Origin of the sequence: Mycobacterium ulcerans subsp. shinshuense, assembly GCF_002355775.1 — a bacterium.
GTDB lineage: Bacteria > Actinomycetota > Actinomycetes > Mycobacteriales > Mycobacteriaceae > Mycobacterium > Mycobacterium marinum.
Genome location: NZ_AP017624.1, coordinates 5,533,375 through 5,549,431 on the forward strand (window position 1 = coordinate 5,533,375; position 16,057 = coordinate 5,549,431).

Sequence of the window (16,057 nt, forward strand, 5' to 3'; positions counted from 1 at the left end):
CGACTAGCGCAACGACTCCTCGAGCCACGGTATCAGCCACTTCACACCCTCTGGGGTGAGGTGAACGCCGTCACTGCGCACCTGAATCCCGTCAACCTTGGCCGTATAAACCCCATCTGGGGACAGCTTCTTGTTGAGGTCGATGATCCCGACGTTTCGGTGTTGGCTAACTGTCTTGCGCAACATGTCGTTCCATTGCCTGACCCGGTCCGGCTCGTCCTCCGGGTACAAGCGGCCATCCGGCTTCTCGCCGCCCCGGCTGTAGGGCACCGTGGCCACCATCACCCGGACACCGCTGGATCCGACGATCTTGAGCGCCCGCTGCAATTCGAAGTTGAGATACCCATCGAAGGTCGGGTCTCCGATGTGAGTCCACTTTCCTTCGTTCACCCGGTCCACGGTCTCCCAGCGACCGATGATCAGCAGCGCGACATCGGGCCGGTCTTGACTGACCTGGGCGGACCATCTGCTGGGCCAGGTATCGCACTCCGGCCGTTGCTCCAATGTCTGACCGATGTAGCGATACGGCGTGCCCCGCACCAGGCTGCAACCGATGACGGTGTGGTCGATAAATCGGAATCCGGGTGTGGCGGGCAGGTAATGCATCATGGTCCAGCCGATCGAGTCACCGAACACCGAAACGGTGAATGGCCGGTTCGGATCTCGTGGCGCGGCGGCTGGCCCCGGCGCGGCCGGCTCCGGCGGTGACGGTGAGACCGCGGCGACCGCCGAAACGCCGGGTGGCAGGCCTACCTCACGCAGGCCCGGGCCGGTGCCGACCGGGATAACCAGCATGGTGGCGGCGGCCGCGCTGGCGACGGTGGCCGCCGCCAGGGGTAGCAGCGGTACTCGCGCCGGGCGCCAGCGCCGGATCGGTTGCTCGAACAGCCACCACGACAACGCGGCGATAGCCACGGTGAGGGCACACCGCGCGGCGAACAGCCACATTCCGGTCCACCCGGTGCGCTCGCCGTTGAGGGCCAAAAAGATCGGCCAGTGCCACAGGTAGATGCCGTAGGAGATGGTGCCCAACCAGACCAGCGGGCGCCACGCCAGCAAACGCGCGACCGCTCCGCGTTGTTCCAGCGCAACCGGCGCCACCACGAAGACCGCGGCCAGGGCGACCAGGATCAGCAGACCGTGGCGGAACTCGTTGACGTTTCCGGTGGCAAAGTGGGTGAGCGCCGCCAAGCCCGCCACCCCGATGACCGGCAGAAAGCGGGCGACGCGCCGCCCCCACCGGGTCCGGACCAGGCACCAGCCGTGGTTGAGCGCCGTCCAATCGCGCACCAACAACGCCGCCGCCGCGGCGCCGACCAACAAGGCCTGGGCCCGAGTATCGGTGCCAAAATAGATCCGGTCACGCGTTGACTCGGACGCAAAGACAATGGCCGCCGCGCCAGAGGCCAGGGCCCCCAGGGTGCCGATCACGAATATGGTGAACCGGACGCCGCCGAGGGTGGCCCGCTGGAAATAGCGCCTGGCCCGGGCCGCCAAGAGCAGTGTCACCGCGATCAACAACAGCGGCCATACGATGTAGTACTGCTCCTCCACCCCCAACGACCAGGTGTGTTGCAGCGGCGAGGGGGGCGCGCCCTGGGTGAAGTAGTCGGTCTTCTGTGCGACGAACCACCAGTTGGCCATCCACAGGAAGGCCGCCAGCGCGTCGTTACGCAGTCCGGTGAGCGCCTGGTAGGGCAACAGCTCGCGGGCCGCGGCGACGGTGAGCACCATCAGCACCAGCGCCGGCAGCAGCCGGCGCGCGCGGCGAATCCAGAATCCGGTCAGATCGATCCGACCGGAGCGACCCAATTCGTCCAAGAGCAGCGAGGTGATCAGGAAGCCGCTCAGGACGAAGAAGACGTCCACGCCGATGAAGCCGCTGCCCACTCCGGGAACGCCGCCGTGCCCGACGAGCACCAGCGCGACGGCCACCGCGCGCAGGCCGTCCAGCGCAGGAATTCCGCGCTGTCGCCCCGCGCGGTCCCAGATTGCGGTGCGGCCCGCACGTCGCACCGGAGCAATCCAACGTTTGCGGGTAGCAGAAGAATCCGGCGCGGGGTCATACCCGCCCGGCTCAGTGCTTGCTGTTAGCGCGCCCGGAGCACCCTGTCGCCCCGCGCCAAAGTTGCTGCCGATACGTCGCTGCCCCTCCTCGTGATCCCAGCAAGCTTAGATGCGGCAGCGGTGGATCCTTTTGCAGACACGCCTAGGTGTAGCAAGGTTTTTCGACGACTTGGCCGCTATTTCGGGCTAGGCCGGGCCGGCCGGTTGCGCATCGGCAGCGTTGATGCCCAGTTCCTCCAACACCGCGCTGGTATCGGCGCCCAACTGCGGGGCCGGACCCGATACCCGGCCCGGGGTCCGGGAGAACCAGGTCGGCACTCCCGGGAAGCGAACCGGTCCGTGGGCAGTGTCGATGGTTTCGAAGAATCCGACGGCATTCAGATGCTGGTTGTCGAACAATTCCGCCGGACTCGACAGCGCTGACGCGGGTATCTCGAGCTCCTCGAGCAGATCCAGCCATTCCTGGGTGGTCCGCGCCGCAAAGGTCTCGGCCAGCAGCGCGTACACGGTGTCGATCTGGCGGGCCCGGCCCTCGAGGGTGGCGTACTGCTCGCTGGCCCATGGGGGCCGTACCGCATCGACGAAAGCGGCCCAGTGTTTGTCGTTGTAGATCAGCGCAGCAAGGTAGCCGTCGCTGGTGCGATACGGCCGCCGATTGGGCGCCACGGTGCGGGGATAGACCGCCGGGCCCAGCGGCGGATCGAACATCGCGCCGTTGGCGTGTTCGACCAGCATGAACGACGCCACGGCCTCGAACATCCCGATCTCGACCTCTTGGCCCTGCCCGGTACGTTCCCGGTGGAACAGGGCCATCATGGTCGCGTAGAGCGCGGTGAGTCCGGCGACCTTGTCCGCCATTATCGTTCCCACGTAGCTGGGCTCACCCGTGAGCTGCTCTTGCACGGACGGCAGTCCGCACGCCGCCTGAATGGTGTCGTCATAGGCCGGCAGATCCCGGTTGGGGCCGCGCCGGCCGTATCCGTAGCAGTTGGTGTAGACGATGGCCGGGTTGATGGCGGCGACCTCGGGGTAGCTCAGCCCAAGCCGGGCGATCGCCTTGGCGCGCATGGAATGGATGAAGACATCGGCCCCTTCGATCAGGGCCCGCACGGCGGCCTGGCCGGAATCGGACTTCAGGTCGATGACGGCGCTGCGCTTGCCCCGGTTGACGTTGACGAACACGCCGCTCATGCCGGCGGCCGGACCAACCGAGACGTACCGGGTGTCGTCGCCTTGCGGGGGCTCGATCTTGATGACATCGGCCCCCATGTCGGCCATGATCTGGGTGCAGTAGGGCCCCATCACCATCGCGGTGAGATCGACGACGCGCACGCCGGACAGCGGGCCGGTGCGCTTCCCGGCACCGGCCCCCAAACTAGAGTCGCAATCGGACCCGCAATTAGACATGGTGCGCGCTTCCTCGATTCGCCCACACGGCCGACTCGAAACTGTAGCGGATGTGGTCTGAATGTCCGCTGGGGACCACGGGAAAGACCAGTGGTGCGGCCAGATCTCGGATGGCGTAGAGCCCTTCGGCAACATCTTCCATCGACCAGGACAGGCGCTGCACGCCGGGACTTTCGGCGACCACCGCCCGCGCCACCCGGCCCGCGATGGCGATCAACATCTCACCGTTGACCGGACAGGACTCGTGCGCCAGCAAACCGACCACCGGGGCCACCAGCTCGGTGCCCATCGGCGGGTACGACGAAATATCCAGGCCGTCAGCCATTCTGGTCACCGCGGAGGGAACGATGACGTTGCACAAAACACCACTGGCCGCGCCCTCGACGGCGGCGACATTGGACAAGCCGATCAAGCCGGCTTTTGCCGCGGCGTAATTGGCGACCCCCTGGTTGCCGTACAGGCCGCCGATCGAGGAAGCCAACACGATGCGGCCGTAAAGTTGGTCACACATCAACCCGAAGGCCGGCCGCACGACGTGGAAGGCGCCCCGAAGATGCACGTCGATGACGGCATCGAAGTCTTCGTAGCTCATCTCCTCGAGCGGCGCGCTGCGCACGTTGCCGGCATTGTGGATCAGGATGTCGATCCGGCCGTAGTGCTCGAGCGCGGTTTCGATGATCGCCTGACCACCGGCGGGTGTCGTCACCGAGTCCAGCGACGCGGCCGCCTGCCCGCCGAGCGCGGTGATCTCGGCCACCACCTGGTGCGCGGGTGCGGGGTCGCCACCGGCACCGGCCAGCGAACCACCGGTGTCGTTGACCACGACTTTGGCCCCTCTGGCCGCCAGCAGCAGCGCGTACGCCCGGCCCAGGCCCCGGCCGGCGCCGGTCACCACGGCGACCCGATCGTCGAACCTGAGTTCAGTCATCACGATTCCAGAATGAGGCCATTCAGATCGCCTTTGCTTCGCCATTGGGCAAGCAGATCACCGAATGCGTAAAAACCCGGGCCGTAGGGTTCGCCGATGTGGGAACGGATTCCCTCGCCTTCGGCCGCACCGGGGCCGCCGCCTTCGTTGTTGTAGTAGCCGGGCGTGCACTCGAGATCGAACTGGGTGTTGTCGATCGCGGTTTCCCGAATGGTCCTGCACCACTAGTCTTGTGCCTGCTGGCTGGGTTCGACGACGGTCGCACCCCGGGCCAGCGCTTCGGCGATGATGTAGGCGATGTGCTCGCCCTGCAATTCGTAGTTGGCGGCGATGTTGGCCGAGACGCCGACCTGGGTGAATCCGGTGAAAAAATGATTGGGAAATCCGCGGCTGGTCATGCCGTGCAGCGTTTGGTACCCATTGCGCCAATAGTCGAACAGCGACACGTTGTCGCGGCCCCTGATCTCGTCGATGGAGTAGCGGCGGCTGATCTGTGTGGTGATCTCAAAGCCGCTGGCGTAGATGATGCAATCGAGCTCGTACTCGGTGTCATTGGCCACCAGCCCCGTTTCGGTGGCCCGCTGGACGCCCCTGGTCTGCGAGACGTCGACCAGGGTCACATTGGGCCGGTTGAACGTCTGCAGATAGTCGTCGTTGGTGCACGGCCGCTTACACAGGAATCGGTAGTAGGGCTTGAGCGCCTCGGCGGTCGACGTGTCATCGACGATGCTCTGGATTCGGCGCCTCAGCCGCTCCATGACTTTGTAGTCCTCTTCCTCACGGATCGCCATGAACTGCTCGGGGCTGAGTGCGGCCGGATCCTCGAGCGCCAGCACCCGCGCGGCGGTATTGCGACCCAGCTCGGTCCAGAAATCGCACACGTAGTCGGGTTGGCCCAGCGCCATCCCCTCGAAGGTCCAGGAATGGAAATTGCGCTGCCGCTGTTTCTGCCGGCCCGGCTGCAGTGACTTCGCCCATTCCGGGTCGGTGGGTGTGTTGTTGCGCTCCCCCACTGACGAAGGCGTGCGCTGAAAGACGTACAGGTGCTTGGCATACCGGCCCAGGAACGGCACGATCTGCACAGCCGTCGCCCCCGTTCCCACGACCGCGACGCGCTTGTCGGCCAGCCCGGTCAACCCCCCGGTGCTGTCCCCGCCGGTGTACTCATAGTCCCAACGTGCCGAGTGAAAGCTGTGACCACGGAAATCTTTGATGCCCGGGATGCCCGGCAACTTCGGCCGGTGAAACGGGCCCGAGGCCATGACCACAAAGCGGGCCCGGATGTCATCGCCGCGGTTGGTGCCGACGCGCCAGCGCCTGATCGCCTCATCCCAGTGCAGCTCCCGTACCTGCGTGCCGAAGATCGCGGAGTCATAGAGGCCGTAGTGCTTGCCGATGCGCCGGCAATGCTCATAGATCTCGCTACCGTCGGCGAACTTCTTGCTCGGCATGTAGTTCAGCTCTTCGAGCAGCGGTATGTAGCAGTATGACTCGTTGTCACACTGCAGGCCCGGATAGCGATTCCAATACCAGACGCCTCCGATGTCGCCGCCCAGTTCGATGATCCTGACGTCAGCGACGCCGGCCTTCTTCAGGTGGGCACCGCAGAGCAGACCGCCGAAACCACCGCCGAGTACCAGCACGTCGATGTCGGCCGATATCGGATCACGCTGTAGCGGTGGCGAATAAGGATCGGATTCGTAGTATCCGGCAAAATCGTCAACCAGCTCGATGTACTGCCCGGAACCTTCCGGGCGCAGCCGCTTCTCGCGCTCTTGACGGTATTTCTCGCGCAGCGCGGGAAGGTCGATGTCGCCGGGTGTCTGGCTGGGCGGGCAGTCAGGGGCGGTCATCTCAGTCACGCCAGGGCGTTGGCCGGCAGCGCCGCGGGGTGTAGCGGTGCGTCCATCCGGTGCACCGCGGGTAGCACCTCTTGGGCGAACAGGCGAGTGCTGGCCATCGCCTGCTCGTAGGGCATGGTGCCGAATTGCACAACGATGGTCAGCTCGCAGAACGAGCACGCCGCCTGGGCAGCGGTGATTCGGTGGTAGATCTCCTCCGGCGTCCCGATGAGCAGGTTCGATGCGTGATAACCGGGGGTTTTAGGGGGACCGCCCTTGGCGTCGCCGGTCACCGACGAGGCCAGCACCGCAGTCGCACTGGCCTCACGTGCGGCATAGGCCTCATAGCCCTTGACCCCCTTGAAGTTCGAGGCGTCGGCGAATCCATAGTGCACGGTGACATCGCGATTGGCCGTCCAGATCCACTCCTCGGATTCGGCGGCCTGCTCGGCGCTGGCCGTGCAGTACATGAACATGACATTCTTCGGCTGGCACGGCGGCAGGCCTTCCTCCTGGCGGAAGGTGTTCACTTGCTGCACCTCTCGCCCGGCATCCTCGATCGGCTTGTTGCCCACGAACAGCGGGACCATGCCGCGGCGGGCGAGGATCTCCAGGGATTCCGCGGTCGACGATGAGCTGTAGATCCGTGCGAAGAGGTCGGAGCTGAAGGGTTCGGGGCGAAGGGACATTTCTGGAACGGTGAAGATTTCGCCCTCATAGGCGAACCGCTTTCCACTGAAGGCCAGGGCGAGGATGTCCAGGGTTTCGTTGAACCGCTGCCGGCTTTCTTCACGCGGTACGCCGACCGCGGCGAACTCCCCCTTGGACACCCCGCGCCCGATGCCAAGCGTCGTGTATCTCCCGTTGGAGATGATGTCCAGGTAGGCCATCTGGTGAGCCAGCCGGATGGGATGCCACCAGGGCGCCACGGCCACGAACGTGCCGAGATTGACCCGCTCGGTTCTTCCGGCGAAGTAGCTCAGTGCCTGAATCGGGTTGGGCGTCATGCCATACGGTGTGCCGCAGTGCTCGGGCAACCAGATGCCGTCGAAGCCCAGTGGTTCGGCCAGGTCTCCGAGCGCGAGCGTGGCCTGGACGCATTCCCAGTCCGCAGTGCTGGGCGGGCGATCGTAGTCCTCGGCGAGCACCCGCTCCCAGTCCAGTGAATTGTGGGCGCCAAGTCCGATGTTGACCTTCATTGATCCGATCCCCTTCAGAGTTCTCGTGGTGCGCCGGTGCCCATGTATTCGGCAAGGTTGCGATGCAAGTTGGCGGTGCTGCGCTCCATGTACGGGTTTGGCTTGGGGCCGCCGAAGCCCCCCGACTTCATGCCCTGCTGGACCGCGGCCATGTTGGAGAAATCCTGTGGCAGCACGCTGCGACAACCCGGGTCATCCGGCGGCGCGTAGACCCACTCCGTTTGCGGCTCTTCACCTTTGGGATACAGCTCGTAGCAGGACGCTTCGAAGACACATTGGTCGGGGTCGTATCCGTGTGGCCGGGCGCTGTAGCACAGGGCGGTGGTGAGGCCTTGACCGATCTGGAAGTTGGGAAAGATCTGCCAGGCGGTGCCGCTTTGGGCCAGGTGTTCGGGATCGATGGTCGGCCAGAGCACGCCGCGGGCGGCGTCGTCACGCCGTGCCGACGTCAGCCAGTGATCGAGTACCTCACCCGCGGGTGCGTCTTCGGGCAACTCCTCGACCAGACGCAGCGCGGCGTCCACCAACGTTCTGGTGGTGGTCGCGTTGGTCTCCTCGAGCGTGTAGCGCTGCATTTCGGCGGTGGATACCCGCGGATCGGCTCCGGTTCCGAGCCGGATCTTGGACTTGGTCTGCGCCAGGTCCTTCGGCGCGTCGTAGCCGATGTTGCTGTGGCGGCCGTGGGCGGCCGCCCAGCCGCGGAAGTTGCCGAACTTGTTGAACTGCGGATGGGTGGTTGCGACGTGGTAGGTCTCGTTGAACGCCTCCATCGCCACCTTCCAGTTGCATTGGAAGGTCAGCCACTTTCGCCACTTGCAGCGCATGTCCTGCAACCGGAACGGGTCGAGCATGGTGGCCGCGGGCTCCAGGTACTGGCGCAATGGCTGCGCGGCCGGATCCATATTGATCCAGATCCAGCCGCCCCAGGTGTCGACGTTGACCGCGGCCAGGTGGGTGTTCTCCGGGGTCAGCGCGCCTTGCCAGTCCGGCTTCTCGGGGATGTGGATGCAGTTGCCGTCCTGGTCGTAGGTCCAGCCGTGGAACCCGCAGACGAACGATTTTTTGTGGCCGCAAACGTTTTTGGCTCCCGGGGGGATGTCGACGAGCCGACGGCCTCGGTGCATGCAGACGTTGTGATGGGCCTTGAAGGTGTCGGCTGCGCTGCGTACCACCACGATCGAGTCGTCGAGAATGTCGTAGGTGAGGTAGCTGCCAACCTTGGGAAGATCTTCCACTCTGCCGACTTGCTGCCATACCTTGCGCCACAGCTTGTCACGCTCGGCTCGGGCGTAGTCCGCGCAGGTGTACGCGTTGACCCCGAAGGTGACCGCACCGGTCAACGTCGCCTCGACATCGTCGTGGCGGGCCGCGTCCATCGGTTCTGCCCTCCCGTCGTTGTGATCGGTCACCTCAGGCCTCGTCCCAGCGTTTGATCGCGGCCCGAAACGACTCGTCCTTGAGGAACAACGAGGTGTTGTCGACACCCAGATGTCCCCATTTGAGGTTCAGGCCGCCGTCGACCAGCAGCGTCTGGCCGGTGATGTAGCTGGACAGGTCGGAGAGCAGGAACAGGATCACCCCGGCCACCTCGTCCGGACGTCCCCGCCGCCCCATCGCAATAGCGCGGCGATCACGTTCGGGGTCGACGTCGGTATAGGTGTGCGACGCCGGCGTCTCGGTCACCCCGGGTGCCACCGCGTTGACCCGGATCGGGGATCCCGCCGCGGTCTCGTCGCAGGCGAGTTCGAGGGCCATGGTGCGGGTCGCCGCCACGATCGCGGCTTTGGCTGTGCCATAACCGATGTGAAAGGGAGCGGCGTTCATCCCGCTGATGGAGGACAGCGAAACAATGGAACCCGGCCGCTGGCGACTCTTCAGTTCCGCGGCGATCGCCTGGCTCATGAAGAACATCGCCTCCAGATTCCTGGCGAACAGCTCATGCCAGGCGCTGCGCCGGACCCGGGTGCTCGGCATCCAGGTCGACGGGTCGGCGCCGCCGGCGACGTTGACCAGACCGTGCAAGTCGCCGTCGGCACGGCGCACGGCCTCGAGCGTGGCCTCGATTCCCTCATCGGTGCAAACGTCCGCGGCCACCGGCAACACCGCCAGTCCCTCGGCCACCAGCGGACCGACATGGCGGTCCAGATTGTCCTGGCCACGGCTCACCGCGACAACCGTCGCTCCCGCCCGAGCAACCATGCGCGTCACCGCCGTGCCGATACCGCCAGCCGCGGCACCGGCGACCACGACGACGCGCCCGGAGAGGCTCAGCAGATCAACAGTCATTGACCTGGCCGCTATTTGTCCGGACAAGATAATGGCGTGCACTCATTAGAGAGTACGATTCTCTCGTTTTGGCGGCCTCGTCAAGGGCAATGTTCGGCATGGCCGCGGCTATTGTCTGGACCAGATTCCGATTGCTATGGTCCGAGCAGTGATACCCGTAACCCGACGGTTGCAGCACGCGGGCCGCTACCCGGTCACGCGGGCACCCAACGTTGCCGAAGGCTGGACCCTGACCCGGCTCACCGCGCCCAGCCGGCTGTTCGGCGCCAATGGGTTGCGCACCGGTCCGGATGGCAGAGTCTACGTCGCGCAGGTGACCGGCAGCCAGATCAGCGCGCTGGACCTGAGCACCGGACGGCTGGACACCGTCTGCCCCAAGGGGGGGTGCGATCATCGCGCCCGACGACCTGGCCTTCTACCAGGACGGCAATCTCTACGCCACCGAGGTGATGGACGGCCGGGTGAGCGTGCGCGCGCCCGATGGCCACACCCGGGTGCTTCGAGACGACATTCCGTCAGCCAACGGCATCACCTTTCACCAGGGCCGGTTGTTCGTCGGTGAATGCCGCGACGGCGGGCGACTGCTGGAGCTGGACCTCAACGGCGGGGCACCCCGAGTGCTGGCGCGCAACCTGCCCTCGCCCAACGCCATGGAGGTCGGCCCGGACGGCTTGTTGTACTTCCCGGTGATGGGCGCCAACGAGATCTGGCGCATCGATCCCGACGGCGGTGTCCCGCAGTGTGTGGCCGGCGATCTCGGAGTTCCCGACGCGGTGAAGTTCGACCCCCATGGCCACCTCGTCTCGACCCAGGTGCACAGCGGTGAGGTGCTGCGGATCAATCCCCGCACCGGAGATCGCACCGTGCTCGCGGCACTGCACCCGGGTCTGGACAACCTGACCTTCGTCGGCGAGCGGCTGTTCGTTTCGAGTTTCACCGGCGAGATCACCGAGATTCTCGGTACCGGAGAAACGCGGACCACGCTGCCGGGCGGGTTGACCTGGCCGCTAGGGCTGGCCGTCGACTCGGATGGCGACCTCTACATCGCCGACGGCACCTACTTTTACGTTCTGCTCGCCGACGGCACCCTGCGTGTCGGCGGAATGCTCTTCTCGGCGGGGTACCCGGGGTTTCTGCGCGGAGTGGCCGCGCTGGGATCCGGCGAATTCGCGGTGACCACGTCCAACGGCGAGGTTGCGCGCTACCGTCCCTGGGCGTCCGAAAGCGAGGTGTTGGCCACGGGTTTGGACCAGCTCTACGGGGTGGCCGTGGCGGGTTCGGGCGCCCTGTTCGTGGCCGAGCGGGGCGCCGGACGGGTGCTGTCGGTCCGGCCGGACGGGGTCGAGGTGATGGCATCGGGCCTCAGCGATCCGGTTGGCGTGGCCGTCAAGGCCGACGGGAGGTGCGTGGTGACCGAGGCCGACGCCGGCCGGGTGCGCACGCTCGGCGATACCGGCACCTTGTTGGACGGATTGCAGTGTCCGCAGGGCGTGGCCATTTGCGACCGGCAGGTCTACGTCATCGACTTCGGAGCAAAGCAACTCGTCGCAGTCGATCTCGGCTCGCGCACCCGCCACACCATCGCGTGGGATCTACCGGTGGGAGCACCCGCCGGCGTCACCCCCAAGCCGCTGCGCGGAATGCCGCCGTTCTCCGGCCCGCAGGGACCGTTCGCCGCAATCACGCCCGGGCCGGACGCAACCCTCTACATCTCCGCCGACGCGGATGGCAGCGTACTGGCATTGCGCCGGGAATCCTGAAGGGCGCCAAAGTTGTCCGAGCCAAAGATCCTCGATCACCGCTATCTTCAGGTGGCGCGGACGCTACGCAAAGAGATCGTGGACGGTATCTATCCGGTGGGCTCGCAGTTGCCGACCGAACACGAGCTGTGTGATCGGTTTGCCGTGAGCCGGTACACCATTCGGGAGGCGCTGCGCCGGCTGCGGGAAGACAACCTGGTTTCCTCGCGCCCGCGCACCGGGACGCTGGTGGTACCGCGACCGTCGTCGGATTCGTACGTGCAGCATGTGATGTCGATCAACGATCTGCTGGCCTTCGCCACCGGCACCAGATTCGTGATCGAATCCATCGCCATGGCCACCATCGACGATGAGGTGAGCGCACAGACCGGGCTGACCAGCGGCGAGCAGTGGCTGAGCGTCTGCGGGTTTCGGCGGGCCGAGAACGCCGAGCCGGCCGAACCCGCACTTTGCCGCACCCAGTACTACATCAACCGCGCATTCGCGGCGGTCGGCAGGTTGCTACACCGCCACGACGGGCCGATCTTTCCGTTGATCGAGGACCTATTCGGATTGGGCATCGTTGAGGTCCAACAGGAAATCGCGGCCGTGTCAATCTCACCGGCGCTGGCCCACGGCCTCCAGGTCGAACCGGGATCTGCGGCCTTGCAGATCCGACGCGCCTATGTGACATCCGACGAGCAGGTGGCCCAGGTCACGCTCAACACCCATCCGGCGTCCCGGTTCCGTCACTCGATGACGATGCGTCGACTCCGCGGTGAAACCGGATCCTCCGGTGTGACAGACCAATAGCGCCGGCCGATGGGAGGGCCGAAAGTTCCACAACGCAGGCTCATCGATGGGCGCTGGGTTCGCTGGGATGCCGATCGCGCCGCAGGCGCCTACGCGCACCGCTGGTGGGTCCGGCGCACGCTCGCCGATGCGCTGCGCGAGGCCGCGCAGAGCACCCCGCAGCGGGTGGCGCTGGTCGATGCCGATCGGCAACTGGACTGCCAGGAACTGCACCGCCAGGCCATGGCCCTGGCGCAGCACCTGCGCTCCCGCATGCCGGCGGGCAGCGTGGTCAGCTTCATGCTGCCGAACTGGCACGAAGCCGCGGTGATCTATCTGGCCAGCACGCTGGCCGCAATGGTGGCCAACCCCGTCCTGCCCTCGCTGCGCGAGCACGAACTGCGGTTCATTCTCGAAGATGCGGGCAGCCGGATGATCTTTGCCCCGGCAGATTTTCGCGGTCACGACTACACCTCGATGCTGCGGCGGGTGGCCGCACAGTTGCCGTCGCGCCCGGAGGTGATCGAGGTGCGGGGGCAGTGCCCCGATGGCGTTTCGACCTTCCAATCCCTACTCGTCGGCCGGGAGGCCGCTGCGCCCTTGCCCACGGCGGATCCCGATGCGGTACGGATGATCTTGTACACCTCGGGGACGACGGGACGCCCGAAAGGCGTCCTACACACCCACAACTCGATCCACGCACTGATCTGTCAGATCCGGGATCACTGGATGGTGGAGCCCGGTGACGGGTTCCTGGTCGCTTCGCCGATCGCGCACATCGGCGGCTCGATCTACGCCTTCGAATGCCCACTTCTGCTCGGCACTACCGCCGTGCTGCTGGACCGATGGGACGCGGACCGCGCCGTGCAACTCATGACATCGAAGCGGTGTACCCACATGGCCGGAGCGACACCGTTCCTCGAGCAGCTGCTTGCCGCCGCACAGCGGGCGGGCACCAGATTGCCCGACCTGAAATTCTTCGTCTGCGGCGGCGCATCGGTGTCGCCGTCGTTGATTCGTTGCGCGACAGACTATTTCGACAAGGCCGTTGTCACCCGCGTGTACGGTTCCACCGAGGTTCCGGTGACGACGATCGGCGCACCCGACAGCAGTGCGCACGCCGCAGCCACCGATGGCCGGGTCGGTGCCGCCGACGTCAAGCTGGTTGCCGGTGAAATTCGGGTGCGCGGGCCACAGATGCTGGTCGGCTACCGGCACCCCGAGGACGAAGCCGGATCTTTCGACGCGCAAGGCTATTTCCGCACCGGAGACCTCGGACATTGGGTCGACGACGAGTATCTGGTGGTGGCCGGACGAGCCAAGGACATCATCATCCGCAACGGCGAGAACGTCTCCCCCAAAGAGATCGAAGACATCCTGATCACCCACCCCGGAATCGCCGACGTCGCGATTGTCGGCCTGCCCGATGACCGCACCGGCGAGCGAGCCTGCGCCGTCATCGTTGCCGCGGCTGACCCCCCGCCCGGCCTCCCAGGCGTGCGCGCGTTTCTCGAAGGCGCTGGCGTTGCGCGGTTCAAGATCCCCGAGCAAGTGGTTATCTGGGACCACCTGCCGAAGAACGACGCAGGCAAGATTGTGAAACACCGGATCAAAGCAGCGCTCATGAAGGCAGAGCAGTGACATGCAGGTAGCAATCATCACGGGGGCAACGGGCGGAATCGGATTCGGTTGCGCAGCAAAACTCGCCGAAATGGGTATGGCGGTGCTGGGCACGGGCCGCGACGAGCGCAGGCTTGCCGAGCTGACCCAGCTGCCCGGCGGCCCCGACCGGATAGCCACCCACCCGGTCGATCTCACCGATGATGACGCACCCGGCCAGCTCACCCGCGCCGCCCTGGACCGGTGGGGACGCATCGACTTCCTGATCAACGCCGCCGGGGTGGGCAGCCCCAAACCGGTGCACGAAACCGACGACGAATCCTTGGACTACGTCCTGAGTTTGATGCTGCGCGCACCGTTCCGCCTGACCCGTGAGGTGCTGCCACATCTGCGGCCCGGATCGGCGATCATCAACATCACGTCGACGTTTGCCGTGGTAGGAGGTCTTCGTGGCGGAGCATATTCGGCCGCCAAGGGCGGGCTCACCGCGCTGACCACCCACATCGCCTGCCAATACGGGGCACAGGGAATACGGTGCAACGCGGTGGCCCCCGGCGTGATCCAGACGGCGATGACCCAGCATCGCCTGGCCGATGAGCGATTCCGGCGGATCAACGTTGAAATGACACCGCATCAGCGGCTGGGCACCGTCGACGACGTGGCAAACACGGTGGCATTCCTGTGTTCTGAGGGCGGCGCCTTCATCAACGGGCAGACCATTGTGGTCGACGGTGGGTGGAACTCCACCAAATACCTTTCCGACTTCGCGCTGACCGCGCAGTGGAGCCCCGCTCAGGACGACTCGAAATAGCTGCGGATCCCGGCCAGCATCGCCGCGTGCGCCTGCACCGCCGCGCGGGTGGTGTAGGAGGCCAGCGGACGGGGCGCGGCGATCGCTATCCGCTCGGTGAGCCTGGTACCAGCGGCGACCGGCGCAAAAGTCACCGTCGCGCGCAGCCGCACGCGTGGGAACTGATCGGCCTCGGTGTGCACCGCACCGTGCACCGGGACGTGCAGCCGGGCCCGGTAGCGCACCTCGAGATTCAACGGTCCCATCGGAATGCGATCTATCACGCGGTAGCTCTGCCGGTAGCCATCCCGGGTTTCGGTTCGGGACAGCGCTTGCACCGCGACGATCAGCGGGTGCACCAGATTGAGGTTGTCCAGGTCCACATAGAAGTCGCGCACCCGCTCCGGTGGCGCGGGCACATCTTGTGACAGCGCCCGCTCAGCGTGGGCGATCCACCACGTCATGGCGACCAACCTAACCCGGCCCCGCCGCCGGGCGTCAGCCCAAGTTGAGGTGCCCACCGAACATCGCGAGCAACTCGCTGGTGCGCCACCAGATCAGCACCACGAACGCAACCGCAACGGTCAGGGTCACCGCACCTTGGATGAAATTACGGCGTTCTCGAGGCGCGTAGACGTAGGCCGCGGCAACCAGGGCGCCGGTAATCAGCCCGCCGACGTGCCCTTGCCAGCTGATCAGCTGGGAACCAACCGCGGGCGCGACAAACGTGATCGCGAGGTTGATCGCGATCAGGGCGACCACCCAGCGGATGTCGAGATTGAGCCGTTTTGCCACGACAAAGGTGGCACCGAACAGGCCGAATATCGCTCCCGATGCGCCGGCGGTCGCCGTGTTCAGTGGCGCAATCAGGTAAACCAGCACCGAGCCCCCCAGCGCGCTCAGCGCGTAGAGGCCGCCAAACCGCAACCTGCCCAGCCACATCTCCAGCGGCGGGCCCACGATATATAACGCCCACATGTTGAACACCAGGTGCAACGTGCCGTAGTGCATGAATGCCGAGGTAACCAGCCGGTATAGCTGGCCGTCGGCGACCGCCGGTGGCCACAGGGCCAGATGTGGCCCCAGTCCGGCAACGACCAACTGCAGAACGAAAACCAGCACGCTCACCGCGATCAGCGAGAACGTCACCACCGGGGTGACCGAACGCTGTCGGCCGCCGAATTGAGTACGGGGCTGGCGCACCGTGCGGGCGTCCGCGCGCACGCACTCGACGCACTGATGGCCGACGGCGCCCGAACGCATGCAGTCACCACAGATGTACCGATCGCAACGGGTGCAGCGGACATAGGTCGGCCGCCCGGGGTGCCGGTAGCAGGCGGGCGACTCCGGCGCGCTGGGGCCACTCATCGCACCATTGTCGCGTGCGC

At 65.8% G+C, this 16,057-nt stretch carries 11 protein-coding genes and 2 pseudogenes; 4 read left to right on the top strand and 9 right to left on the bottom strand.

The window, feature by feature from the left end; translation table 11 throughout:
- Positions 1-3: 3 nt before the first annotated feature.
- From SHTP_RS24600 to SHTP_RS24630, 7 genes and pseudogenes are all read right to left on the bottom strand, one after another.
- Entirely contained in the window at positions 4-2,016 is a 2,013-nt protein-coding gene (locus SHTP_RS24600) for an SGNH/GDSL hydrolase family protein (protein WP_096372062.1), read from the bottom strand.
- A 237-nt stretch (positions 2,017-2,253) separates the two neighbouring features.
- On the bottom strand, positions 2,254-3,474 hold the full coding sequence (locus SHTP_RS24605) for a CaiB/BaiF CoA transferase family protein (protein ID WP_012392297.1): 1,221 nt from the start codon (positions 3,472-3,474) through the stop codon (positions 2,254-2,256).
- Positions 3,467-4,402, bottom strand: a complete 936-nt coding sequence (locus SHTP_RS24610) for an SDR family NAD(P)-dependent oxidoreductase (RefSeq protein WP_096372063.1) — start codon at positions 4,400-4,402, stop codon at positions 3,467-3,469. The genes SHTP_RS24605 and SHTP_RS24610 overlap by 8 nt, the downstream gene beginning before the upstream one ends.
- Positions 4,402-6,255: pseudogene (locus tag SHTP_RS24615) on the bottom strand (flavin-containing monooxygenase). The gene SHTP_RS24610 and the pseudogene SHTP_RS24615 overlap by 1 nt, the downstream one beginning before the upstream one ends.
- Before the next feature lie 5 nt (positions 6,256-6,260).
- Positions 6,261-7,442, bottom strand: coding sequence for an LLM class flavin-dependent oxidoreductase (locus tag SHTP_RS24620; protein WP_012392294.1), 1,182 nt, complete (start codon positions 7,440-7,442; stop codon positions 6,261-6,263).
- Between the two features lie 14 nt (positions 7,443-7,456).
- The gene (locus tag SHTP_RS24625; protein WP_096372651.1) at positions 7,457-8,818 is read right to left on the bottom strand and encodes an aromatic ring-hydroxylating oxygenase subunit alpha; all 1,362 of its coding nucleotides are present in this window, start codon (positions 8,816-8,818) and stop codon (positions 7,457-7,459) included.
- A 34-nt stretch (positions 8,819-8,852) separates the two neighbouring features.
- Entirely contained in the window at positions 8,853-9,728 is an 876-nt protein-coding gene (locus tag SHTP_RS24630; RefSeq protein WP_096372064.1) for an SDR family NAD(P)-dependent oxidoreductase, read from the bottom strand.
- Positions 9,729-9,864: 136 nt separating this feature from the next.
- Between SHTP_RS24630 and SHTP_RS24635 the strand changes: the two are divergent.
- The 4 genes and pseudogenes from SHTP_RS24635 to SHTP_RS24650 all read left to right on the top strand — a co-directional run bounded on the left by SHTP_RS24635 (position 9,865) and on the right by SHTP_RS24650 (position 14,690).
- A pseudogene (locus SHTP_RS24635) lies at positions 9,865-11,488 on the top strand (SMP-30/gluconolactonase/LRE family protein).
- Positions 11,489-11,500: 12 nt separating this feature from the next.
- Positions 11,501-12,280: a GntR family transcriptional regulator gene (locus SHTP_RS24640; protein ID WP_096372065.1), complete on the top strand. Its 780-nt coding sequence runs from the start codon at positions 11,501-11,503 to the stop codon at positions 12,278-12,280.
- Positions 12,281-12,289: 9 nt separating this feature from the next.
- Entirely contained in the window at positions 12,290-13,900 is a 1,611-nt protein-coding gene (locus SHTP_RS24645; protein ID WP_096372066.1) for an AMP-binding protein, read from the top strand.
- Between the two features lies 1 nt (position 13,901).
- A complete protein-coding gene (locus tag SHTP_RS24650) occupies positions 13,902-14,690 on the top strand; it encodes an SDR family NAD(P)-dependent oxidoreductase (protein WP_096372067.1) in 789 nt (262 codons plus the stop codon).
- On the opposite strand, the gene SHTP_RS24655 is transcribed toward SHTP_RS24650, so the two are convergent.
- Positions 14,672-15,133: an SRPBCC family protein gene (locus SHTP_RS24655; protein ID WP_096372068.1), complete on the bottom strand. Its 462-nt coding sequence runs from the start codon at positions 15,131-15,133 to the stop codon at positions 14,672-14,674. The two genes, SHTP_RS24650 and SHTP_RS24655, sit on opposite strands and share 19 nt — an antisense overlap.
- Positions 15,134-15,167: 34 nt before the next feature.
- Positions 15,168-16,037 carry a rhomboid family intramembrane serine protease gene (locus SHTP_RS24660; RefSeq protein ID WP_012392287.1) on the bottom strand — a complete coding sequence of 290 codons (870 nt, stop codon included), beginning with the start codon at positions 16,035-16,037 and terminating at the stop codon, positions 15,168-15,170.
- Between the last annotated feature and the right edge of the window lie 20 nt (positions 16,038-16,057).

Coding starts and splice junctions, on each gene's coding strand:
- SHTP_RS24605 (WP_012392297.1), bottom strand. CDS start 3,474: ATGTCTAATTGCGGGTCCGATTGCGACTCTAGTTTGGGGGCCGGTGCC.
- SHTP_RS24610 (WP_096372063.1), bottom strand. CDS start 4,402: ATGACTGAACTCAGGTTCGACGATCGGGTCGCCGTGGTGACCGGCGCC.
- SHTP_RS24620 (WP_012392294.1), bottom strand. CDS start 7,442: ATGAAGGTCAACATCGGACTTGGCGCCCACAATTCACTGGACTGGGAG.
- SHTP_RS24625 (WP_096372651.1), bottom strand. CDS start 8,818: ATGGACGCGGCCCGCCACGACGATGTCGAGGCGACGTTGACCGGTGCG.
- SHTP_RS24630 (WP_096372064.1), bottom strand. CDS start 9,728: ATGACTGTTGATCTGCTGAGCCTCTCCGGGCGCGTCGTCGTGGTCGCC.
- SHTP_RS24645 (WP_096372066.1), top strand. CDS start 12,290: ATGGGAGGGCCGAAAGTTCCACAACGCAGGCTCATCGATGGGCGCTGG.
- SHTP_RS24650 (WP_096372067.1), top strand. CDS start 13,902: ATGCAGGTAGCAATCATCACGGGGGCAACGGGCGGAATCGGATTCGGT.
- SHTP_RS24655 (WP_096372068.1), bottom strand. CDS start 15,133: ATGACGTGGTGGATCGCCCACGCTGAGCGGGCGCTGTCACAAGATGTG.
- SHTP_RS24660 (WP_012392287.1), bottom strand. CDS start 16,037: ATGAGTGGCCCCAGCGCGCCGGAGTCGCCCGCCTGCTACCGGCACCCC.